The sequence below is a fragment of the Selenomonas sp. CM52 genome, assembly GCF_000292955.1.
GTDB lineage: Bacteria > Bacillota > Negativicutes > Selenomonadales > Selenomonadaceae > Selenomonas.
Map to the genome: position 1 here is coordinate 104936 of NZ_ALNM01000020.1, position 23255 is coordinate 128190.

The 23255-nt window shown below is 57.9% G+C and carries 16 protein-coding genes, 1 tRNA gene and 2 CRISPR repeat arrays; of the genes, 11 read left to right on the forward strand and 6 right to left on the reverse strand.

What is annotated here, in order from left to right:
* The first annotated feature begins 139 nt into the window (after positions 1-139).
* The 10 genes from HMPREF1153_RS04915 (at position 140) to HMPREF1153_RS04960 (ending at position 13765) form a co-directional block, all read left to right on the forward strand.
* The gene (locus HMPREF1153_RS04915; RefSeq protein ID WP_009645749.1) at positions 140-1123 is read left to right on the forward strand and encodes a YeiH family protein; all 984 of its coding nucleotides are present in this window, start codon (positions 140-142) and stop codon (positions 1121-1123) included.
* Positions 1124-1439: 316 nt separating this feature from the next.
* A complete protein-coding gene (locus HMPREF1153_RS04920; RefSeq protein WP_009645834.1) occupies positions 1440-2105 on the forward strand; it encodes an MgtC/SapB family protein in 666 nt (221 codons plus the stop codon).
* Positions 2106-2302: 197 nt separating this feature from the next.
* A complete protein-coding gene (locus HMPREF1153_RS04925) occupies positions 2303-3520 on the forward strand; it encodes a dicarboxylate/amino acid:cation symporter (protein ID WP_009645813.1) in 1218 nt (405 codons plus the stop codon).
* Between the two features lie 10 nt (positions 3521-3530).
* Positions 3531-4313 carry a hypothetical protein gene (locus HMPREF1153_RS04930; protein ID WP_009645830.1) on the forward strand — a complete coding sequence of 261 codons (783 nt, stop codon included), beginning with the start codon at positions 3531-3533 and terminating at the stop codon, positions 4311-4313.
* A gap of 567 nt (positions 4314-4880) precedes the next feature.
* A CRISPR array of direct repeats spans positions 4881-5564; the repeat unit is 36 nt; unit sequence ATTGCATGCAATCCATACCGCTTGCGGTATTGAAAC.
* Positions 5565-5915: 351 nt separating this feature from the next.
* Positions 5916-7544: a Cas10/Cmr2 second palm domain-containing protein gene (locus tag HMPREF1153_RS04935; protein WP_009645800.1), complete on the forward strand. Its 1629-nt coding sequence runs from the start codon at positions 5916-5918 to the stop codon at positions 7542-7544.
* Positions 7544-8197 (forward strand): RAMP superfamily CRISPR-associated protein, encoded by a 654-nt coding sequence (locus HMPREF1153_RS04940; RefSeq protein WP_232208196.1) that lies wholly within the window; start codon positions 7544-7546, stop codon positions 8195-8197. Before HMPREF1153_RS04935 ends, HMPREF1153_RS04940 begins: the two co-directional genes overlap by 1 nt.
* 9 nt (positions 8198-8206) lie before the next feature.
* Positions 8207-9784: a hypothetical protein gene (locus HMPREF1153_RS04945; protein WP_232208200.1), complete on the forward strand. Its 1578-nt coding sequence runs from the start codon at positions 8207-8209 to the stop codon at positions 9782-9784.
* Positions 9784-11151 carry an RAMP superfamily CRISPR-associated protein gene (locus tag HMPREF1153_RS04950; protein ID WP_009645757.1) on the forward strand — a complete coding sequence of 456 codons (1368 nt, stop codon included), beginning with the start codon at positions 9784-9786 and terminating at the stop codon, positions 11149-11151. The genes HMPREF1153_RS04945 and HMPREF1153_RS04950 overlap by 1 nt, the downstream gene beginning before the upstream one ends.
* Complete coding sequence (gene csx19 / locus HMPREF1153_RS04955) at positions 11148-11711, forward strand: type III-D CRISPR-associated protein Csx19 (protein WP_009645739.1); 564 nt, start codon at positions 11148-11150, stop codon at positions 11709-11711. The genes HMPREF1153_RS04950 and csx19 overlap by 4 nt, the downstream gene beginning before the upstream one ends.
* 2 nt (positions 11712-11713) lie before the next feature.
* Positions 11714-13765 (forward strand): TIGR03986 family type III CRISPR-associated RAMP protein, encoded by a 2052-nt coding sequence (locus HMPREF1153_RS04960; protein ID WP_009645831.1) that lies wholly within the window; start codon positions 11714-11716, stop codon positions 13763-13765.
* A gap of 332 nt (positions 13766-14097) precedes the next feature.
* A CRISPR array of direct repeats spans positions 14098-14416; the repeat unit is 36 nt; unit sequence ATTGCATGCAATCCATACCGCTTGCGGTATTGAAAC.
* 404 nt (positions 14417-14820) lie between these two features.
* Here the strand turns inward: HMPREF1153_RS04960 and HMPREF1153_RS04965 are convergent.
* From HMPREF1153_RS04965 to HMPREF1153_RS04980, 4 genes are all read right to left on the reverse strand, one after another.
* Positions 14821-15039 (reverse strand): hypothetical protein, encoded by a 219-nt coding sequence (locus tag HMPREF1153_RS04965; protein ID WP_009645760.1) that lies wholly within the window; start codon positions 15037-15039, stop codon positions 14821-14823.
* A 90-nt stretch (positions 15040-15129) separates the two neighbouring features.
* Positions 15130-16962, reverse strand: a complete 1833-nt coding sequence (locus HMPREF1153_RS04970) for a M48 family metalloprotease (RefSeq protein ID WP_009645870.1) — start codon at positions 16960-16962, stop codon at positions 15130-15132.
* Positions 16963-17138: 176 nt separating this feature from the next.
* Positions 17139-17215: transfer RNA gene (locus HMPREF1153_RS04975), tRNA-Val, on the reverse strand.
* 115 nt (positions 17216-17330) lie between these two features.
* Positions 17331-17846 (reverse strand): cysteine hydrolase family protein, encoded by a 516-nt coding sequence (locus HMPREF1153_RS04980; protein ID WP_009645840.1) that lies wholly within the window; start codon positions 17844-17846, stop codon positions 17331-17333.
* A gap of 222 nt (positions 17847-18068) precedes the next feature.
* On the opposite strand from HMPREF1153_RS04980, the gene HMPREF1153_RS04985 reads away from it, so the two are divergent.
* Positions 18069-19199 carry a D-alanyl-D-alanine carboxypeptidase family protein gene (locus HMPREF1153_RS04985; RefSeq protein ID WP_009645860.1) on the forward strand — a complete coding sequence of 377 codons (1131 nt, stop codon included), beginning with the start codon at positions 18069-18071 and terminating at the stop codon, positions 19197-19199.
* 1 nt (position 19200) lies between these two features.
* Here HMPREF1153_RS04985 and HMPREF1153_RS04990 read toward each other — a convergent pair whose 3' ends face one another.
* Complete coding sequence (locus HMPREF1153_RS04990; protein WP_009645772.1) at positions 19201-21312, reverse strand: hypothetical protein; 2112 nt, start codon at positions 21310-21312, stop codon at positions 19201-19203.
* On the reverse strand, positions 21309-23102 hold the full coding sequence (locus HMPREF1153_RS04995; protein WP_198003317.1) for a TM1812 family CRISPR-associated protein: 1794 nt from the start codon (positions 23100-23102) through the stop codon (positions 21309-21311). Before HMPREF1153_RS04995 ends, HMPREF1153_RS04990 begins: the two co-directional genes overlap by 4 nt.
* Positions 23103-23255 lie beyond the last annotated feature (153 nt).

The following is a 23255-nucleotide window of genomic DNA, read 5'->3' on the forward strand; positions in this document are numbered from 1 at the left end:
GCTTGACTTCTTGGACTTTCATAGTACACTAAAGGAGATGCCGCATTTTTCGAATCATGCGGCGACTTTTGCAAGCTGCACGGTCTTGCCTTCGGCTTGACCGCTTGGTTTTCCCAGTCAAAGGAGATGTTTTTCCATCATGAAAAGCGAGTATTTGCGAGGCATTGCCTACGCTCTGCTCTTCGCCGTCCCCGCATACGTTCTCGGGAAGTTCTTCCCCATCATCGGCGGGCCTGTCTTCGGCATCCTCCTCGGCATGTGCTTCGCGCGCCTTGCGCGTCCGAAGAACTTCGAGGCGGGCATCAGCTTCACGGGCAAGAAGATCCTGCAGTATGCGATCATCCTCTTGGGCTTCGAGATGAACCTCTACCATGTTCTGTCGGTCGGCTCGCAGTCACTCGCCGTCATGGCGTCGACGCTCGCGACGGCATTCCTCGTCGCCTGGGGCGCGGGCAGGCTCTTGGGCGTCGAGGGTGATGCGCGGACGCTCATCGGCGCGGGTACGGCAATCTGCGGCGGCTCGGCCATCGCGGCAGTCGCGCCCGTCATCGGCGCGAAGGACAAGGATATCGTCTTTTCGATCTCGACGATCTTTCTCTTTAACGTCATCGCCGTCTTCATCTTCCCTTTCCTCGGGCACTTCATGGGCATGAGTGACCTCGGCTTCGGCATGTGGGCGGGCACGGCGATCAATGATACCTCGTCCGTCGTTGCGGCCGGCTATTCCTACAGCCACGAGGCAGGCAGTTATGCGACGATCGTCAAGCTCACGCGTGCGCTGTGCATCGTGCCCGTGTGCCTTGCCTTCGCGCTCTTCGCGGCACGCGATTCCAAGGCGGAGGGAAAGGGATTCAGCCTCAAGCGCATCTTCCCCATGTTCATCCTGTGGTTTGTCGTCGCTTCCATCGTCAATACGACGGGCATCCTGCCCGAAGCGCTCTCGCACTTCCTCGGGGAAGCGGGCAAGTTCGCCATCGTGCTCGCCATGAGCGCCATCGGTCTCAACACGGACTTCGCCGCGCTCTTAAAGAACGGTGTGCGCCCCATCACGCTCGGGCTTTTCTGCTGGATCGCCGTCGCCGTCGTCTCGCTCATCGTGCAACATTTCATCGGTATCATCTGATACACGTTTATAGAAAAAGACGGCGGGATTGTACACGGGAAGGCGGCCGTTTTTCCAAACGGCACGGACATATCTTGCGCCTGATTCATTATCCACACTGTCCACAATCCTGTGGATAAGTTCTGTACAGAGCGGCTGATGGTTGATTTTTCTTGCGAAATCAGCGACTTTTCCACAGGGTTTATGCACAAAGTGGACAAATCTGGGGATAAGTTCTAGGGAACCACTGATAAATTCAGCCCCCCCATCTTCGCACATCTGGCGACTTCATTTTATCAGCGCTTCCCTAAGCACATCCATCTTGGAAGGAGGCCCTATGGTATCCGAATGGGAAATACTCTTGCGGCTGACGCTCTCGTGTGTTCTCGGCGGCGTCATCGGCTATGAGAGGCAGTCGCGCCGCAAGTCGGCGGGGCTTCGCACGAACATGCTCGTGTGCCTCGGCTCGTGCCTCGTCATGCTCATCTCGACGGCGATCTACCAGAGCGTCGAGGGCAGGACGAACGCCGATCCCGCACGCCTTGCGGCGCAGGTCGTCTCCGGCATCGGCTTCTTGGGTGCGGGTGCGATCATGAAGGAGGGGCTGACGGTCACGGGCCTGACGACGGCCGCCTGCCTCTGGGTCGTCGCGGGCGTCGGCCTCGCCGTCGGCGGCGGCTACTACACGGCGGCTCTTTTGGCGACGGGACTCGTCTTCGTGACGCTCGGCGCGCTTTCGCGCATCGACGAGTGGGTGCTGCACGATAACCACATCCTCTTGACGGTCTTCACACGCGACCTGCCCGGCCAGATCGTACACATCAACGAGTGCCTGGAGGATATGAGCCTCACCGTGCATACGGTCAAGACGATGCGCTCGCATGACAGTGACCATGCTCTTGTGCTGGAATTCGAGCTTTTCAACCACGCGAAGATCAAGGGCGTCGCGCTCGCCGAAGCCGTCAGCCGCATCGAGGGCGTCACGGGCGTAAATATCGCCTGAGAGAAAGAGTCACCGTCCTGAGACGCCTCCAAGCTAGGCGGTTTGCCCTGCAAGGCGCGGCACGATGGTATTCTCGGTCGATTAGACGCAAGCGGGAGAATTTGCTATAATGAAGTGGACATAAGACAGTTCCGCGCTTTTCCAAGAGAAACCCTCTTGGAGGAATTGCTCCTAATATCTATATTTTATGAAAGGGTGTGGAAACCTTGAATCTTTCTGTACGCATTTTCATCTCGCTCATCCTCGCGGTCGTCGTCGGACTTGCCGTGGGAGAAGAGTACATCGGCTTCATCAACTGGTGGATCGCGCCGATCGGCACGATCTTCATCAACCTCATCAAGATGATGATCGTGCCCGTCGTCTTCTCGTCGCTGATTGTCGGCGTCACGAGCCTCGGCGACACGAAGACGCTCGGGCGCATCAGCGCCAAGACCGTCGGCATTTACCTCTTTACGACGGCGGTCGCCATCGTCATCGGTTTCGCCGTCGCGGGCGTCATTCATCCGGGCGTAGGGCTTGAGATGAGCGGCACGGCGCCCGAGGTGAAGGAAGCGCCGTCCATCATGCAGGTCTTCGTCAACATGATCCCGACGAATCCCGTCGCGTCGATGGCGAAGGGCGACATCCTGCCCGTCATCATCTTCGCGCTCTTCGTTGGCGTTTCCATCACGCAGGTCGGCGGCGAACGCGGCGAGAAGCTCATCCACTTCTTTGACGCCTGCGCCGAGGTTTGCTACAAGGCGATCGGCATGATTATGTCGTTCGCGCCGTACGGCGTCTTCGCGCTCCTTTTGCCCGTCGTCGCAAAGAACGGGCCGAAGGTGTTGCTGCCGCTCCTTTCCGTCATCGTCTGCTCCTTCATCGGCAGCGTCATCCACGCGGTTCTCGTCTACTCGACGATGGCTTCCGTCTTCGGCAAGATGAGTCCCGTGAAGTTCTTCCGCGGCATGTCGGAAGCGATGATGCTCGCCTTCACGACGTGTTCGAGTTCGGGCACGCTGCCGGTCAACATGAAGAACTGCGAGGAGAAGCTCGGCGTCTCGCGCAAGATCTCGTCCTTCGTCCTGCCTCTGGGCGCGACGATCAACATGGACGGCACGGCGCTCTACATGGGCGTGTGCTCGCTCTTCATCGCGAACGTCTTCGGCATCGATCTCACGTTCCAGCAGATGGCGATGATCGTCCTCACGGGTACGCTCGCTTCCATCGGTACGGCAGGCGTGCCGGGCGCGGGCCTCATCATGCTCGCGATGGTTCTGCAGGCGGCGCAGCTGCCGTTTGAAGGCCTTGCCCTCGTCGCCGGCATCGACCGCATCCTCGACATGATCCGCACATGCCTCAACGTCACGGGCGATGGCGCTGTCGCCGTCGTCGTCGCGGCATCCGAAGGCGAGCATTCCTCATCGAAGAACTAAGGAGAATGCCATGCGGCACGGTCTTGCAAGGATTCTGACGCGCGTTCTTCTTTTCGCCCTTCTCACGGCGGTTCTTCCTTTGCCTGCAAATGCAGCAGAGAGTGCGGCAGCTTCTGCCGTCAAGGTCGCAGCCAGTGAGAATGCGGCTGCCAAGGCTGCAGCCGCCGAAAAGGGGTCTGACGCAAAATCTTCAGCGGAAAGCGCGGCCGACCCAAAGGCGGCGTTCGGAAAGGAGATGCTTTCCGCGCCGGTCGGCCAGCGTCATATCGTGCTGCTGCGTCCCGTCGTGCCGCGCTCGATGCCGCCCGAGATCATCGAGGAGATGAAGTCGCGCTTCGTGCGCGACTTTCATGTGCCGCTCAATGAGACGCTGCGCGCCGTGGTCTATGCAGACGACGCCGGCGTGCAGCAGGCGATGAAGATCATCTACGACGGCAAGGGAAAGCTTGAGGAGCGTGTGCGCGAAGCCGCGAAGGCGACGGATGCCGACTACATCGCGGGTTTCGTCGTCACAAATTACGGGGAGTCCTCCTATCGCAACTGGAAGGGCGATCTCATCCTGCACAGCTACGTCAGCCTGCAGCTCATCGGCTACGACCGCGCGCGCGATCTCGTCATCGACCTGCCTGCTTCGCGCAGCTACAACGGCGAGTACACGAGAAGCGGCACGGCGCGCATCCTCGCGCTCTTCGAGCTTGACCGCTTGATGGACGAGGCGAACTTTTCCTCGACGCTCTTTCCCGTCACGGACTGGATCGACAAGCCGCGCGAAAAGAGTGCGGATGCAAAATGATACAGGAAAAGGGGATGTGAAATAGCACGTCTCTAAATAACAAGGGGCTGTCGCACATAAATCATGTGCGACAGCTTTTTCATGCACAAAAAAGCTTCCGCCCTAGCAAAAGGGGGGAGGCGAGTGCAAAATAGACTTATGCTAAAAAACCGAATCTTACAACCAGATTATACCGCATGGAGCGAAAACTTATCAACCTTGCCTGCCTCTAAATTTTGAAATGCAGATTCCAAAGAATGACCCGGTTCGCCTGCTGCGCCAATCATGCACAGCCCCGTTTTGCTGGGGGACGTGCCTTTCGCGCACGGTGTCACGCACACGGTTGACAGCAATGCGTTTCTATGCTATACTCTGTTACAGTGAAGGAAGAGATTTCGGGGAAAATGCCATGAGTTTTAGATTTTTCCCGTGGACAAAAGTTTCCTTGATATTACAGGGTTTGCGGACGTTTTCAGCCGATTTTGGCGACAAAAAAATCCCGCGAGGTTGCGGCGATTTGCCAAAAGAGCGATCCGTTTAGAAAACCCGCTTCTGGGTTCAGCTGTCCCAAGGGCTGTGAGGGACGGTATTGCATGCAATCCATACCGCTTGCGGTATTGAAACCCCAATGCGCCACAACGCCCCGCCCTTTAGGGCTGGGAATTGCATGCAATCCATACCGCTTGCGGTATTGAAACTCAAGCGAATTTGTTCGAAGCATCCACGATAGGCTTATTGCATGCAATCCATACCGCTTGCGGTATTGAAACCGCAGACTCTACCTTCTCAACAGCAACCTCGTCAATGTTATTGCATGCAATCCATACCGCTTGCGGTATTGAAACGATGGAAAACAAGGAGAGAATTTGTATGCTTTTTCATTGCATGCAATCCATACCGCTTGCGGTATTGAAACAATGTAAACAGTTTTCCTCGTATTATTCTTTGCCATTGCATGCAATCCATACCGCTTGCGGTATTGAAACTCTCGTTCGAGCAAGTCACACTCATCCTCGTACCAATTGCATGCAATCCATACCGCTTGCAGTATTGAAACTCTTTTGCAAGAGCCTCAACATCCCAAACTCTGGTATTGCATGCAATCCATACCGCTTGCGGTATTGAAACTTTCTGAGTTTGTCCTCAGAAACGGAATCAATCTTATTGCATGCAATCCATACCGCTTGCGGTATTGAAACTCGAATTCCACATACGAGATGTGTCCTGCGTTGCAAAATTGCACGCAATCCATACCGCTTGCGGTGTTGAAAAAGGACAGGTTTGTGCAGAAAATCCCTAAGAGCATGAAAAGAAGCCCTGCGGCAGAGCCGCAGGGCTTCTTTTGTTATGGGTCGTGACCCAGTGTTGCATGTACAGTATGCGACACAATAAACCACCCGCTATGCGGGTAGAAGACAAACGGAAAAATTCATGCTGTGCATCACGTTGCGGATGGAGGCGGTCAAGCCTTCCTGTCTTCCTTCCTGTCGTCCATCCGCTCTAGCCTCTTCATCTCCATCGTGCTTTCTATCACTAGAGAAATATTTCTTCTCATTCCGGCAGGAATCTTCCTCAATTGCACGAATATTAAAAGTGAATAAATTACGCAAAGGAGGCTTTTTGATGGAGCTGAAAGCACTGCTTTTCGACACACGCTCGATTCAGAAGTACATCTTTTCCAGCAGCCGTCTCAAGACGCAGATTGGCGCTTCCTATCTCGTCGACCGCATCTTTGACGATGTGCTGCTTCCCGTCATCCGCGAGGTATGCGGCACGGCGGAGCTGGACGATGCGACTTGGCGCGAGGTCGCCTCGCCCGACTGGACGGCGATGCCGCAGAAGGCGCGTGTCGCCTACATCGGCGGCGGCAACGCGATGATTCTGCTGCGAGCCGATGCAGGCGAGGCGGCGGCGGAGATCGTGCGCCGCTTCTCGAAGGAGCTTCTCGTGCGCTGCCCGGGACTGCAGACGGGAGCCGCCATCGGTACGGTCGATCTCGCATCCGACGGCAGTTGGCTGTCCAAGACGGCGAATCGCACCGCGCTCGTCTTGAAGCTCAAAGAGCAGCAGAACACCGCATTTCCTCGGACGACGATTCCCTACACGGGTCTGACGCTCGCCGCCGACGGCACGGACGAGACGGCGACCTCCTACGATGCGAGCCGCAAGCGCTATATTGCAGAGAGCGAGGCCGCGAAGCTGCGCGTCGCGACGCCGCGTCCTGAGGGCGGCGCACTGCGGGCGGCCAGAGCGGAGCAGGCTCTTTTGGAGAAGCTCACGGGCGTCCTCACGGACGAGGAGAAATCGCGCTTCATGGAAAACGCGGTGTTTCCAAGCGAATTGGACAAGCTCGGGCAGAAGGAGACAGAAAATTACATCGCCGTCGTTCACATCGACGGCAACAACATGGGCAAGAAGTTCGCCGATCTCGCGACGCTTTCCGACTACAAGAATAAGTCGCAGGAGATCTGCACGGCGACGACCCGCGCCTTTGCCGAGCTTGTCCTCTCCATGAAAGAGGACAGCTTCCCCTTCCTCGCGCAGAGGAAGGATGACGAAAAGCGCCGCTATCTGCCCGTGCGCCCGCTGATCCTCGGCGGCGACGACATGACCTTCATCTGCGCGGCGAAGGTCGCCTTCGACTGCACGGCGTTCATCATGAAGTCGCTGCTGGAAAAGGGCGTCGATACATGCGCGGGCGTCGCGATCCTGCCGACCGCCTATCCCTTCTTCCGCGGCTACGAGATCGCCGAGCAGCTTTGCGACTCGGCGAAAGGGCGCATGAGAAAGCTTGCGAACGAACGTGAAGGCCTGCGCGAGGAGGCGAGCTGCTGGCTCGACTTCCTGCGACTGCACGGCGAGCAGGCGCCGACGCTCGCTGAGATCCGTCGCCAAGAGTACCGCGCGGCGCTCGGCAGCCTGCACTTCGGCCCGTACCGCATCGACGGCGAATCTCACTATGCTTTCGCCCGACTGCGCGAGCTCGCCGAAGGCCTCTCGAAGAGCCTGCCGAGCAGCAAGCTCAAGGATCTGCGCGCCGTCCTGCAGCACGGAGAGCATGAGGCGGGAAAATACCTCGAGCAGATTCGCCACGACGGCTACGCTCTGCCGCAGCCTGCGGGTTGGGAGGCCTACGCCGCGCATCTTTGGCAGGAGCACAGCGGCCGTATGCGAACGCCGTTTGTCGAGGCGATCGAGCTGTCGGAATTTTTGCCGCCAAAGAGCGCGCATGATGGAAAGGAGGCGTCATGATGGCTCGCTACACCCTGCGCATCGAAGCGCTCTCGCCGCTCGCCCTGACCTCGGGCAAGGCGGACGTGACGCTCGACTCCACCATCGTGCATGACAGGTACGGCATCCCGCTCTTCCCGGCCAAGCGGCTTCGCGGGCTTCTCTATGAGAGTGCCGTCGAAGTCGCGGAGATGGCGGAGCTTTCGGGGCGCAGCTTCCTCACGCGCCGGACGGTCGCGGAGCTTTTCCGCCACGGCGAAGGTCAAGACTCTCTCGTGCGCCTCTCGCTGCACGATCTTCATCCCGAGGGCTACGGGGAACTGAGCGCGGATCTCGCCTATCTGATGGCACGTTACGAGGCGGCGCTCTCGCCGCTCGACGTCCTCGAAGAGTACACCACCGTGCGCTTCCAGACGGAGATCGACAAGGAGAGCGGCACGGCTCGCGACAATTCGCTGCACAACATGCAGGCCGCGCTCGCCGACGACCTCGTCTTCTGCGGCGAGATCACGCTGACGGGCGGCGAGGCACGCCACGCTGAAGCGCTCGCGCTCGCCTGCGCCAACCTGCGCACGTCGGGGCTCAAGCGCAACCGCGGCTTCGGCAAGATCCGCTGCACGCTTTCGGGCGGCGAGGAACTTCTCTTGGCAGCGCTCGGAAAGGATGTGGGCTGATTGAAAGAGATGCGGAAAATCCCCTTGACGATCGAGGCGCTTTCCCCGCTCGTCCTCACGGCGGGCAGCCAAGGCGCGATCCTGACGGAATCGGGCGACGCCATCAGCGGCGCGATCGTGCGCGGCATGATCGCCGCGCGCTTCATCGAGGCGCAGAACCTCGGCAGAGCCGCCCACGAGTCCGAGGCCTTCCGCCGCCTTTTCACGGGGGCGCTGAAATTCTCCGCCGCCTATCCGTCGAAAGGCGGCGAAAGCGCCATGCGCCTGCCGCTCTCGCTGCAAAAGGACAAGCTTTCCTCCGCCCTCGCCGACCTCTCAGCATCGGACGGCACGGCACTCAAGGGCTACAAGCCGCTCAAGGGCTGCGGCATCGTGCGCGGCGCGGCGATCGAGCGCGTGGAGACGGCGAAGAACATCTCGCTCCACATGAGCCGCGACGAGGACGGCGAACGTCTCGCGGGAAAGAGCACGGAGGGCGGCATCTACAGCTACGAGTCGCTGCTTCCGGGGCAGGCGTTCTGCGGCGAAATCGTCGGCGAAGCGGCGGACATCCAAGAGCTCTTGACGAGCATCGACTGCGAGGACGGCGCTTTTCTCAGCCGGATCGGCAAGTCGCGCTCCACGCAGTATGGACTGTGCCGCATCGCGCTCGATGCGCCCGCACCGCTCGAACCCCTTGACCAATCGCTCCTTTCGAGCACTCTGCGCCTGCGCCTCGCGACGCCGCTCCTCTCGGACGCCGCATTTTCGAGGAACGCACGCGAGGTGCTTGATGAGGAATTCCTCGCACCGCTCAAAGAAAGCGCCGAATCCGACGACTTCTCCCTCGGGCGCATCTTCGCGGCTTCCGCCTCGGCGTCGAACTTCGTCGGCGTCTGGAACATGCGCCGTCCCACGCAGTTCGGGCTGGACGCAGGCTCCATCTTCGAGTTGAAGAAGGCTTCGCTGTGGACGAGCCGCGACGCGGCGGCTCTCGCCGCTCTCCTCGCCGAGGGCGCAGGCTCTCGCACGGAGGAGGGCTTCGGCAGGCTCGCCCTGTGGACGGTCGACGCGCCGACGCTCTTTGAAGCGACGCAGGAAAGACCCGAGCGCCGCCCCGTCAAGAGCGAACGCGCGCGCGCCATCGTCCGCGCCGTCCTGCGCCGGCGCATCGCTCAAAGCGTGCGCCTCGCGGCGTACAAGGACGCCGCTGCCCTCACGGGAAAGCTCGCGGGCATGACCCACGCTTTCGCGCGTCTTGAAGCGATGCTCGGGCCGCGCGAAAACCTCGAAGGCGCACCGGCGCGTTTTCGCGCGAAGTTCGCCGCCGAGGTCGGCGCAAAGCGCACGCCGCTCGCCCGCCATCTCGAAGGCGTGAAGCTCGGCGCGGCGGAGCTGCGCGACATCCTCCGAGGCGAGCGTCCTGAACTTTCTCCCTACGCTTCGCTTGACCTTTCGGCGGAAGTGCCGCAAGAGCTTGCCGAAGATGCAGGCTTTTCGCGTCCCACGCTGAAGGACGATGGGGAAATCTTCTACGATTACTGGCTCTGGTTCTTCCGCCACGCGCGAAAGAGAGCCGTGCAGCAGCGAAAGGAGGTGGCTGACTGATGGCAGAAGCAAGCGTTTTGGCAAACGGCCAGATGGCGTGCATCACGAAGAAGATCCTCCTCGAAGGCACGCTCTCGCTCGACTCCCCGCTGCTCATCGGCACGGGGCTGACGGCTCGCGAGGCCCGGCAGGAAACCGACATGCAGGTTTTGAAAGATAAAAAGGAGCGTCCCTTCATTCCCGGCACATCGCTCGCGGGCGTGCTGCGCACGCTGCTCGAAGATGAAGAGGCGGCGCTCCTCTTCGGCTCGGCAGAGCGCGGCGAGAAGGCAGGCGGCGCACAGAGCGCCATCGACGTCGAGGACGTGCTCCTCGAAGACGCCGCCATCGTCGTGCGCGACGGTGTGGGAATCGCGGACTTCGCACGCACGAGTCTTGCAGGGCGCAAGTACAACTACGAAGCCGTCGAGCGCGGCGCGAAGGGACGGCTGCGCATGACCGTCACCGTGCGCCGCGCCCATGCGGAAAAGGGGCTGGAAGAAGCGGTGCAGACGCTCGCCGACCGCCTCGCCGCAGGCGTGCGCCTCGGTGCATTGACCGCCAAGGGATTCGGTAAGGTCTCGGCGGCGGACGTCCGCATTTCCACCTACGATTTCAGCGACTTCGACGACGTGCGCCGCTGGCTCTTCCGCGAGGACGCCAAATGCATCGCCCACGGCAGCAAAGCGGCGGGAAAAAAGCGTGCGGGCGTCTTCTCCGTCGACGCCGCCTTCGCCATCCGCCGCTCGCTCATCGTGCGCGAGAACGACGTCGATGAAAAAGCGGCAGAACGCAAGGTCAAGTCGCAGCAGAAGAAGAGCGGCGCGGATTTCCTCATTCCGGGCACGAGCATCAAGGGCGCTCTTCGCCACCGCGCCCTGGAAATCCTGACGATTCTCAAGAAGCCCGCCGCCGCGCTCGACGGACTCATGGGCTGCAGCACGGACGCGCGGCGGCAGAAGAGCCGCTTCCTCGTCGACGAGGCCTACTTCCGAAAGGGCGTCAAGCCTCAAGCGCACGCGCGAAACCGCCTCGACTGCTTCACGGGCGGCACGGTCGACAGCGTCCTCTTCACCGATGAACCTGTCTGGCAGGAGAAGCCGGGCGAGGCGACGCTCCGTCTGCACTACGAAATCGAGAACTATGCGCCGTGGGAGGCGGGACTCGCCCTCTACCTGCTGCGCGACCTCTGGCAGGGCGCGATCCCCCTCGGCGGCGAAAGCTCCGTCGGGCGCGGACTCTTGGAAGGCATAGCGGCGACCGTCTCGTTCGATGATGAAGTCCTTGAAATCGGCGCGGCGGGCGCGGTGGAAAAAGCAGCTGCAGAAAAGCTCGAAGCCTTCGCCAAAGCTCTGCGCGACATGGAAGAGGAGGCGAAAGAAGCATGAAGAACACGGATTTCAGCGCTCCGCTCAAGATCGTCGGCCTCTCCTCCGAAAAGACGGCGGGACTTTGCGTCGACCTTTCCGAGCAGGCGCTCGAAGAAGCGCTCAGAACGCACATGAAGGAAGACGCGCTTCTCATCGTCTGGCAATTCCACCGCATCGTCTGGGGGCGTTGGCAGGCGGGCGCGATCCATCTCGTCGACGACGGCGCACTCGACGCCTCGCTCATCGGGGAAATGCGCGCCTTCAACGAGACGGAGGAACTGCATCTTGTGAAAAAGCGCGGCAAGTTCCGCGGCCGCTACATCTTTGACAAGGACGGCGACGGCACGGAAGTCGTCGACAGCGCCGCGCCGCTCTGGGGCGAGCGCACGGCGTGCGCGGACGGCTATGTGACGCTCGCCGATGCGGGGCGCGGCCTCTCTCTGACCGTTCCCGCCGAAGAAGAGGGGGAGCGCTTCGCTCTCGTCACGCGCTGCTACATTGGCTACGACCCCGAGACGCAGCAGGCGGGCTACGAGGATATGCGCTACAAGACGGTCGTTCCGCTGGAGGAGGGATAACGATGGCAGACGATTGGAGAGAAAAACTTGCCAAAGGATTCGGCAGGGATGTCCCAGAGGAAAAAGAGGAAAAGAAGGACTGGGGCGCCGCCTATGAGAAGGCGGAAAGCCGCCGCCCGAGACGTGGCGGCGAAAGACGCGGCGGCTATGGCGGCGGACGCGGAAACCAAGGCAGCAGCCGTGGCGGGCGCGGCTACGGCGGGCAGGGCGGCGGCTATCGCGGGCAAGGCGGCTACGGCGGGCAGGGCGGTTATCGCGGACAGGGCGGTTATCGCGGACAGGGCGGCGGCGCATCGCCGCGCCCCAAGACGACGGAGCCTGCGAGCGCACCCTACAATTTCGTGTCGCTGCCCGAAGCCATCGTGCCCGCGCCGCTCGACCAAGGACTCGACTGGCACAAGATGGAGGAGAAGGAGCGCCTTCGCCTCTACCGCAAATATGTATGCGAGGAAGGCGCGAAGAGCGGACGCATCGAGCTTTCCCTTGAGACGCTGACCCCGCTCTTCATCGGCAGCGGCAGCAGCGGCGATACGAACGAATTCTTCTCGCCGACGGGCGAGCCGATCGTGCCGGGCAGCACGCTGCGCGGCTTCATCAAGCACATGGTGCGCATGGTATCGGGCGGCGCGATGCGCCCGGGCGCGGAATTCACCGAGCGCCACCTGTACTCGCGCGCGCTCGCCGACAGCCTCGCCAGCTTCCGCGACTACTACAAGGAGCGCATGGTGGAAAACATCACCGTCTCGAAAACGACCGATGACGGCAAGACCATCGAGGTCGCAAAATCCGTTTCCAAGGCGAATGCGGGATTCCTCATCGCCGTGCAGGGTAAATACTACGTTTGCCCCGCCGACAAGGAGAGCCTGAAGATTCCGCGCGGCGAAGAGCAGAACCGCGCCGAGATTCGCTGGCATCACAAGGAGCAGAGCGCCGACGTCATCACGGGACGCTCGCCGCAGAAGAAGTACATCTACTTCCGCATAAGCAAGGCAGATTGGAGCAAGGAGCGCCGCCTGCCCGTGCCCGAAAGCGTCCTCAAAGGCTACCGCGAGGACAAGAGCCGCGGACGCTTCGACCTCCTCGCCAACGGACTCAAGCGCAGGGAAGCGGCGGGCTTCACGCACGATGCCGAAATCAGCTTCTGCGCCCCATGCTTCTACATGGCGGAAGACGGCGTCGTGCAGCACTTTGGTCACGGGCGCTACTACCGCATCCCCTACGAGAAATCCATCGCCAACCATGTGCCTGCGGCGCTTCAAAAGGATACGATCGACTTCGCCGACGCCATCTTCGGCTGCAAGGCGCTTTGGGCGGGGCGCGTCATCTTCGAAGACGCCGTGCTCCAAGGCACGGCCAATCAGCTCGCGCCGTCGCGCTCCCATCCGCTGATGACGCCGAACCCCACATCCTTCCAGCTCTATCTGAAGCAGACAGGAAAAGAGCCGCAGCACTGGGACAGTGATGCGCCGATCCGCGGCTACAAGCTCTACTGGCATCAGAAGGCGAGCGCCGACTCATGGCGGCTCGACCCCGAGCGTGACAAGGTCGTCAAGGGCACGCAGGAAATCCGTCCGATCGCCGCCGGCGCACATTTTTCCGGCTCTATCCGCTTTAAGAACCTGCGCCCCGAAGAACTCGGCGCTCTGCTCGAAGTCTTCTCTCTCGGCGCGGACGGCGAGGACATCTGCTTCAAGATTGGGCAGGGAAAATCCCTCGGCCTCGGCTCGGTGCGCCTCAAGGCGCGTCTCCTGCTCGAAGACACCAAAGAACAGTTCGCGGGACTCTTCACGGACGGCGCATGGCGCGAAAGCCTAGAAGAGAGTACAGGCGAAGAATGCCTCTCCGCCTTCCGCCGGTGGCGCGAAGAGCATCTGGGCGAAGGGAAAGAAGCCTTCGAAAAGAGCATGAAGGAGCTTCGCTGTCTGCTCGACTGGAACAAGACGAGCCTTCCCAAGTGGCAGGAAAAGACCGCCATGATGCGCATCGGCGACAGGAGCGACACGCGCTTCAAGGATCGCGTGATCTTGAAGAGCGCACTCGACTTCGCACGCTGAACAAGAAAGGGCTGCCGCACATTGAATCGTGTGCGGCAGCCCTTTCGTACGCAAAGAGCATGGTCATGTATGCAGTTGTACACGGTTGACAGCGGACATATTTCTATGCTATACTTTGTTACAGTGAAGGGAAGGATTTCGGGGAAAATGCCATGAGTTTTAGATTTTTCCCGTGGACAAAAGTTTCCTTGGTATCACAGGGTTTGCGGACGTTTTCAGCCGATTTTGGCGACAAAAAAATCCCGCGGGGTTGCGGCGATTTGCCAAAAAGAGCGATCCGTTTAGAAAACCCGCTTCTGGGTTCAGCTGTCCCAAGGGCTGTGAGGGACGGTATTGCATGCAATCCATACCGCTTGCGGTATTGAAACTAGGTGCTTTCTGAAATCTCTTGAAGAACTCCTCAACATTGCATGCAATCCATACCGCTTGCGGTATTGAAACGAGGGAGCAATTCCCCTCCATTTCCAAGTACCCAATTGCATGCAATCCATACCGCTTGCGGTATTGAAACAAGGTCAAGACGTTCTGGCATTGCTTTCTTCAAATTGCATGCAATCCATACCGCTTGCGGTATTGAAACACCCCAATTGGCTACCATCGCGCAAGCTGCGAGGAATTGCATGCAATCCATACCGCTTGCGGTGTTGAAACAAAAGGAGAGAGTCTTGCGACTCTCTCCTTTTGCTGTGCCAGCTTTTCTATGCAATATATACAAAAAAGCCGCGCAAGTGTCGGATGACGCCTGCGCGGCTTTCTGTATTTCGTTGACGATGTTTCCGTCCCCGTAAATCAAATAAACACGGGGAGAGAATCAGTGGCTGGCCTACCTCCCCCGTGTTTGGTGAAACACGGCAGAATAGGCGTGTAGATCTTGATTGTCTACTTGCCGCAAACATAGTATACCACATTGGCGACAGAATTGCACGAAATAAATCGAAAATCGGGAAAAAGAATCTTCTAATCTTCAAAAATGCGCTGTTTCAAGAACTGCTCCTGCCAAAGGAAAGCCCTGCCGGATGCGGTGCATTCGACAGGGCTTCGAGAACAAGGTCGATCTATTTGCGCATTTGCAGGGCTGCGGTGCGGTAGCGGTAGAGCAGTCCCAAGAGCATGAGGATGCCGAAGGTCGTGAAGGCGGACAAAACGGCAGAGTCCGTCAGTTGGTACGTCACAGCGAGAGGAATGGCGATGATGAGCGATACCGCCGTCAATTCCATGTCGTCGAGGAAGAGGATGGCAAGTAAGATAACGAGAACTGCGGCCAATATGCCCATTTTCTACATCTCCTTTCCGATAGAGAAGAATGGATGAATACAGCGCTTGCACGCTTCTTTTCTTCTTTATCGAAACTTTCAAGGAGAAAATTAAGGCTTTTCGCCCATTTTATTCTCAGAAGCGTCTTTTTTTGCTGCTTCCTTCTCTTTTTTCTCCTGTTCCTTCTTTTCGCGCTCCTTGACGATCTTGTCGTAGGCTGCGGCATCGACTTCTTGCATGTACTCGTCGGGAATGTCGCTTGCATTCGGCGCTTGCTTCCAGTATTCCTTGTAGGCGGCGAGTGCCGCTTCCTTCTCACCCATCTCGTTGTAAATTTCGCCGCGCATCTTGTAGATGTAGGGATTCTTTGCGTCGATCTCCTGCGATTTTTCGAGGTCAGCGAGGGCTTTTTCACGCTCGCCCATCATGCGATAGACGTCGGCGCGGTTGAGGAAGTTGTAGATGTTCGTCGCGTCAAGTTCTACGGCATGATTGGAGTCGGCGAGCGCGGCTTCGTAGTCGCCGGCGACGGCCTTGGCCCTGCCGCGGATTGCGTAGTTTTCGGCGACGTTGTCGGGATTTCTCGCGGCAAAGGCGCGCTCCATGAGGAAGAGCGCTTCCTTCGCCATGCCGTTGTCGCTGTAGCGGTCGGCGTTGTAGCGCAGCTGCTTGACGTAGTCGCCCTTGGCGTTGAGTGCATTCTCGCGAATCTTCTGCCACGCGTCCGTGCGCTTCTTTTCCTCGGCGGCGACCTTTTCACGCATTTCCTTGTCCTTGCTGCTCGCATAGGCATTGCGCACGAGTTCTTCGAGGCGCTCTTCCGCATGATTGCGCATGACGAATTTCTTGAGCTTTTCGTAGACGCGGCTGTCGTCGAGGTAGGAGATGCGTGCGCCGGGCGCGGCGGAAAAATGCCAGCCGTCGAAGGAAGCGTGGTCGTGGAACGCCTTGGCAATGCCGCCTGCGATGAGGTAGGCGTTCTCCGTCGTGTTGTTGTAGTCGGCATCCCAGTCGGCCGAGAGAAGCTTTTCACCGTCGATGAGGACGTCCGTGCCGTTTTCGACGGTCACATGCCCCATGCCGTAATTCGTCATCATGGCGGCGAGGCGCTCGACGCGCTCGTGCATGGCGGGATGGTCGTTGTAGTTCGGTGCATTGGGATTCTCGAAGGGATCTTGGTACTCGCTGATGTCCTGTGTCTCGTATGTCAGGTAGTAGGCCATGCGTGCCATGGCGGCCGCACCGCCGCCGGGGTTGAAGCCCGCCGTCGTCATGAGGTGGAAGCCTCCCTCGTCCGCCTCAAGCTCGCTCGGCAGTGTCACGTCCTTGGCGATGGCGTAGCCGACGACGGCATTGAGCTTCTGCCAGTCGAGGTTGTCCGCCGCCGAGCCGATGGCGATTCCCGCATACGATTCGGCGACGGCCTTGGCGTAGTTCTTCGCGCTGTGCTGGCGAAGGCCGTGCGTCATCTCGTGGCCGAGGACAGCGGCGAGCTCGTCTTCGTCGTGGTGCAGCGCACGCACGAGGCCGCGGTTCACCGTGATGTAGTCGGTCGGATAGCAGGCGGCATTGAAGGCGTCGCCTGCGGTCACGCGCCACAGGAAGGGCAGGGAGTTGATAGAGAGCGCGTATTCGCCGTGCTCTGTGATCTGGCCGAGCACGCGGTCGACGACCTCGCGGTCAAGCGCGTCCTTGTCCTCGCCGTTTTCCTCCATGTCCTGCTTGAGGCCGCTGATCTGATAGTCGACGTTGTTGCCGATGGCGAGCATTTCCTTGAGCGTGCCCTGGTAGGCGAGGAAGCCGCCGATGGCGGACATGCCGATCATCACGGGGTTGAGCGCCGCCGCCTCGGTGGTTGCCGCAAGGGGAAGGGGCAGCGCAAGCGGCGCGGCGGCCACGAGGCTGGTGAGGATGGCGGCGCAGAGCTTTTTCCCGATCTTCATGGTTGATTCCTCCTCAGAAAGTTGCTTCATTCAACATTTTCTTGACGAAGCGACGATTTTTCGCTGTCACAGACCATCTGAGATCTGCCGGATCGGCGCTGCATTTATCAGGGATTCCTTAACTTTCCTATATAACAAAGGAGCAGCCACCCGAAGATGACTGCTTGATAAGCGAATGGTGCTCGGTACTGGATTCGAACCAGTGACCCCCACAATGTCAATGTGATACTCTAACCAACTGAGCTAACCGAGCGTATGTTGTGCAGGCGTGTGCCTGCGAACAAAATGTATTATACAGAAAGCCGGAGGAAAATGCAAGCGTTTTTTTAGGGAAATTATTTCATGGGAAGATTGCAGACAAGTCCCCCTCACTTCACGTCGACTTGGCACATCTTCATCGCACGCAGTGCGTCCTCGTGGCTCTCAACCGTCACGCCCGCACAGCAGGAGGCGTCGACCGATATGCGCTTTTCGGGATAAAAGGCCTTGAGCAGCAGGGCGTTGGAAATGACGCATATATCGGTGCAAAGGCCGACAAGCTCGATCTCGTCATAGTCTGCGAGCACGGCGGGCAGTTCTGTCGAGCCGAAAGTGGGCTTCTCGATGACGGCAGCCGCCTCCTTGACGAACGGCTGCAGGGATGCGGCGATCTCCCAGCCTTTCGTGCCGCGAATGCAATGCGGCACGGGAAGCCGTTTTCCCTCCTGCGTCGCCAGATAGTCCTCGCCGTGCGTGTCCATCGTAAAGACGAGCGCCGTCCCCGCCGCACGCGCTGCCGCCAGCTTCGCCTCCATGCGCGGCAGCATCGCCTGCGCTTCCTTCGTCCCCAATGCGCCGTCGATAAAATCCTTCTGCATATCGACGACGACAATCGCTTTTTTCATGATGGTTTTGCCTCCTTCGGTTGATGGAGCATCTTTATGCACTGTCTCATCTTTATCATAACCACAAAACGCACCCTTTGCAAGTTGCTAGGAAAATTTATACGGCGGCTTGGCCTCAAAGCAAAAGAACCGTCTCATACATCGAATCCGATGCGTGAGGCGGTCCTTTTTTTCTCGCCGTGTGCTATAATAGGGAAAACAATCACGACAGGAGGCTTTTTCTTGCATTTCCAGCGAGTCTTTTCCCTCTGTATCCTCGTCTTTCTGCTTCTCACAGCGAAGGCGGGGGCGGCGGAAAATATACAGATCACAGCGGCCTCGGCAATTCTTATCGAGGCTTCGACGGGGCGCGTGCTCTACGAGAAAGCGGCGGATGTGCCGCGTTTTCCTGCGAGTACGACGAAGATGATGACATGCGTGCTCGCCATCGAGGAGGGGGATCTCTCGTCCATCCTCACCGTGAGCCGCACGGCGGCAGAAACGGAAGATACGGAGGTCGGCGCAGGCGATCGCTTCGTCCTCGCGGAGCTCGTCGCCGAGATGATGCTGCGCTCGGACAACGGCGCCGCTGTCGCCATTGCCGAAGACCTTGCAGGTTCTGTCGGCAGCTTCGCCGCACACATGAACGAGAAGGCGAAGGCCATCGGCGCGAAGGACACGCACTTCGTCAATCCGAACGGCCTGCCCAATCCGGCGCATGTCTCGACGGCGCACGACATCGCCCGCATTGCCGCCTACGGCATGAAGAATCCGAAGTTTCGCTCCTTCGTCGGCGCGAAGGAGCGTGAGATCACATGGGTCACGCCCGAGAAGAAACGCGCCTTGATGGCGAACACGAACCGCCTGCTCTCGACGTACGAGGGCGCGACGGGCATCAAGACGGGCTATACGAATGCGGCGGGAGGCTGCCTCGCGGCTTCGGCGCGGCGCGGCGGCGTCGAACTGATCGCCGTCGTCCTCGGCGCGGCGGACGAAGAGGCGCGCTTTACCGACGCGGCAAAGCTCTTGGACATGGGCTTTCGCCGCGTGAAGGCAGCGCCCGCCTATACGAAGACAGATCTCGCGCGGAGGGTCTGGGTCAAGGGCGGCAAGGAAGGCCGTCTCACCGTCTATCCGACGGAGGATTTGCGCCTGCCGCTCGTCGACGGCGAGGCCGAGGAAAACTATCGCCTGACCTACGACCTGCCGCGCGTCATCGCCGCCGGCGTCAAGGAGGGCGACCGCGTCGGCGATCTCGTCGTCTCCCACGGCGGCAAGGAGCTTACGCGCATCCCGCTGCACGCCGAAAAGAGCGTCGGCAGAGGGCTGAGCATCGAGGGACTTTGGGCGTATGTCCTCGGGCTGTTTGCGTAAGTTACAATATGGGCGTGGCTCTTGCCAAGGATTTCAAGATGCTCTTCTTCTCCTCGCGCGACAGCCCGGACAGGCGCTCCATGCCATCCTTCCACTTCTCGGCCAGAACACGCATCGTTTCGGGCATTTCCTCCTCCTTTAAAAGATTCACTATGCCGCGAAGCTCCTTGGCATCTTTCTCCCAGTTCTTGCCATCGACAAAGGTCAGACGATCCGCTGCGGCAGCAAGTCCCATGAAATATAAGGTGAGATTCTTTTTTTCCTTGAGCATAGATTGAATCGTTGCCCGAAAGGGCGCATCCTTATACTGCCCCTTCTGCGCCTCTATGGCGGCAATATCCCAGCAGATTATGCACCCCGGGTAAACTTCAGAGCGGATATGGTCGCCATCTCTCTCATTCAGGCGTTCTTCCACGCCCGCCTGCTTCCAAGCGGCAAACATTTCCTCGGCAGATTCGTCACCATCACGAAAAGCCAAACGCATCCATTTCGCATAATGCATCAAGCCGTAGATGTTCACGCTGCCTTCAAGCATCTTCTGCAAAAGCTCACTAAATGACACTTCCTCGCCAAGTCCGACAGACCGGGCAAGGAAATGTCTCGCTTCTTCATATTCGCCCCGCCAATATTCCAGTGCGGTACGGTACTGCGCATGGCGCCTCTTATCCCACTCTTGAGAAAATTGTTCAAAAGCGCGATCCGACACCTTGCCCCATTCCTTAGAATATACCGCGCCTTGCTGCAGCAAAAGGCTATATACTTGCACCTTGGACGACAATACTTTGCCAAGGCGATCGGACTGCCGATTCTCTCGCTTTTTCGCCAGTGGATGGATATAAGGAAGGATCGCCAATATTTTTGTCAGATCCGCTTCCAACTCCCCCAGTTTGCTCAAAGCTTCTTCGGAGGAATACGTATTTTTCAAGTGCTCGATCTCACGAAGCCGATAGTCCGTGCATATTCCGGCAGATTCCAACGGCAAGGGCATCTGACTGAGGATCTTGTTGCAAAGCTCGATCTCGCGCTGCGAGGCTGCTGTATCGCCTTGATGCGTATGACGCGTCAAATCGTAGAAATGCTTGTCGAAATAGAACATATCGGACGCGCAATCAATTTCCTGCAGGAACGGAAACAAGTCATGCTCCAAGCGCTCCGACAGGCGCTTCGCCTGCACAGATTGGCGCAACTCAATCAACGTGCCCATGGTCTGCATCAGAATGTCATACTGCAATTTACGACCTTTTTCACTCATTGCCTTCAGGTTTGCCGCCAGCAAATCGTGAAATTTCTTGCAATCCGCCTCACTGCGTCCTTCCTCATAAATGAGATACCACGAATAAATGGCGTCAGCAATGCGATTCTCAATGAAGAGCCGCCGCACTTGCTCCATCGCATCGTCCTCAATGACGAGGATGTTGTTTTTCTGTTCTCTGATGTATTCGCGCGCAACCGCATCGAGCTTTTGCCGCCCGCCGCGCACCGCCGTGCAGACGAGATCAGCGAGCATCAGACGATGCAGCTTCCTCGCGCTTCCTTCCTTTATATCGATCGGTTGCAGACGCTTTTGCGCTACCCGTGAGATCCGGCTTTTACCCAGTGCCATGCGTTCCTCTATGCGGCGCTTATACTCCTCCTGAGCGATCATCTTCTTTTGATCGCTCAATTCCTTTTCGGACATCGCCTTGCGCCACGCATAGAGGACATGCAGCTGAACATCGTCCTCCGTCTGAGCCAACAGTTCCATGGCAAGCTTCACGACACCGTCGGCAAGGATGTTCAAATACGTGCGGTCGCTGTTGACGATGTCATAGTACCGTCCCTCGCCGAAAACAACAGGCTTCATGCCGCGGTCAAACATCGCCCGCACCATGTCTTCGATGAAATCCCCGAGATTGGCGCGACGGTACTCTTCCATCCCGTGAAACGGCTCGATGGAGATCGGCGCGTACGTCTCCTTGCTTGCTCGCACCTCTTGAAACAGCGCAAACGCTTCCGCCTCGGACAGCGGCTTTTCCGTCCAATAGCCGGCGACGATCGAAGCCCGTCCTGTATTCGGCGTTCCCTGCGGCTCAAAGCTGCCGCTCTCATCAAGGTAAAGATAGTAGTTCTTCATTTCTTTTCCCCCAACCTTAGATTATCTATGCGCGCAATGCAATCGCCGAGCAGACGGGCCATATCTCTTCGGTTCATTTTGCGCTCCTCCTGCTTCTTTTTATTTCCCGTGCTCTTGATATTTCCAGCGTGGTTGATACCGTTGCGCGCCCGGCGAATTCTGCGATAATCGGCAACGAGCGCCAAGACGTCCTCCATCGCATAATCCGTCCGCAATATATCCTCGTCCAGCAATACTTTGAACTCTGCTGCACGCTCCTCCGGCGTTTCGCTCTTTTTAGGCAGAGCCTTTTTGCTCAAATCCTGCCCCAGTCCATAGATTTCACACGCACCATCTGCGCGCATACCCCGCAAAGTGTTGCAGGTATTTTCCATGCCTGCTTTATCGTGAAGGACTTTTTCAAAGTCCTTCCAACCGGCTTGATCCGGTGGTGGATATTTCATGATCTCTTCATAAAGCTTCTTGAGTTCTGGCAGCTTTTCAATATATTCTTTTATATTCTCCGCAGTGCCCATCTTCTCGATATTTTCCCGCTGATCCAACAGCATTTGTAAGACTTCTCTTCCCTTGGCAGGAATTCGTTCTTCCAGTTCTGCCAGAGGATTTTCCCGCTTCTCTTTGATGTTTTGCACGGCAGCTCTGAGTTTTTTCAGGCAATACGTTTGTTTTTCCCTCAAATATAGAGCCTTCGAGCAGAAATCCAACACTGTCTTCTGCCATGCAGGATTTACATCATCGACCATCCTCGCTTGCATCATCTCACGCCAGACGGGGTAGAATACACGCTTTTCCTCGAGATAGATCGGCATCCATTCCACATAGAGCGTCATTGCTTGCTGTATGAAACCATTCTTCAGGCACCAGCGGATCATCTCGTAGTAAAGTGCCGCCTCTTCGCCCTCTGCATACTTCAAGATGTCCTCGTAGGCTTTTTTGATCGTGTCGAGCATCAACGAGAACGCCTTTTCCTTCAGGCTGTCCGCTGCAATGTTGTGCTGCGAGAATTCATCGAGAGCATGCTTCAAATCCGCAAGGACGGATTTTATCGCATCAACTTGGCAAATCTGCATGACATCGGAGTAGCGGTGCATGGCATGCAGCAGTTTCTTGAGAGGCTCGGAAAGCTCGTATGCCCCGCTCGCATTGTTTTCATAATCGTAGTCAAAATACTCTTCCAGTGTGAGCGAGCTTCCATATTTGACGAAGGCATCGGCTCCGGCGATGAGCTGTGACAAGGATGTCAGTGCTGTGATATTGAACAGGCGGTTCGGTATATTCGCAGCTTTTTGATAATCGGAATAGAGAATTTTTTCCACCTTCATACCGTCATGCTGCAAAAGGTGTATGATTTGGCTCAAGACCATATCCGCGGCGCGTATGCCCCCCGTCACATCGACGTATAGTCGGCAATCCGACCAACAATGTCCCGCGTCGTTCATCTCCTTCTTGATTCGTTCCGCCGCATGAATCGCCTGCCTGACGCATTCCCGATCAAGCTTCTCCGTCGGATATTCAAAATCGATAAAACGAAAGGCTGCCTTTTGCAAGGCAGGGCAGCGCTCCGTCATAAAGCTCTGGAAAAAATCAACTTGATTCTTATACGGCGGACGCTTTTCCGCTTCTCCAAAAACTTTGACTTCAAAATGCGGTGTCCGCTCATCGTTTGTCGAAAAGCCGTAAATGTAGTCAATCTTTTCCCCCTTCTCCTGCAGCATCTTTGCCATGCTGTAGGCAGGTGCCTCATTGGTAAGACTGCCCGTGACATAGCCCTTTTCAATTTTTCCGTCCATACAACAATCGTATGCCTGCGCTTCTTTTACATCTCCATAAATCGCAGTAAAGAATGTGATAAAGATATTGACGCTCTTCCCCATGGTCATTCTCCCTTCTATTCATCTTAAATTATAGGTTAATTATACTCTCCTCATCTTACGTTTTCCAGA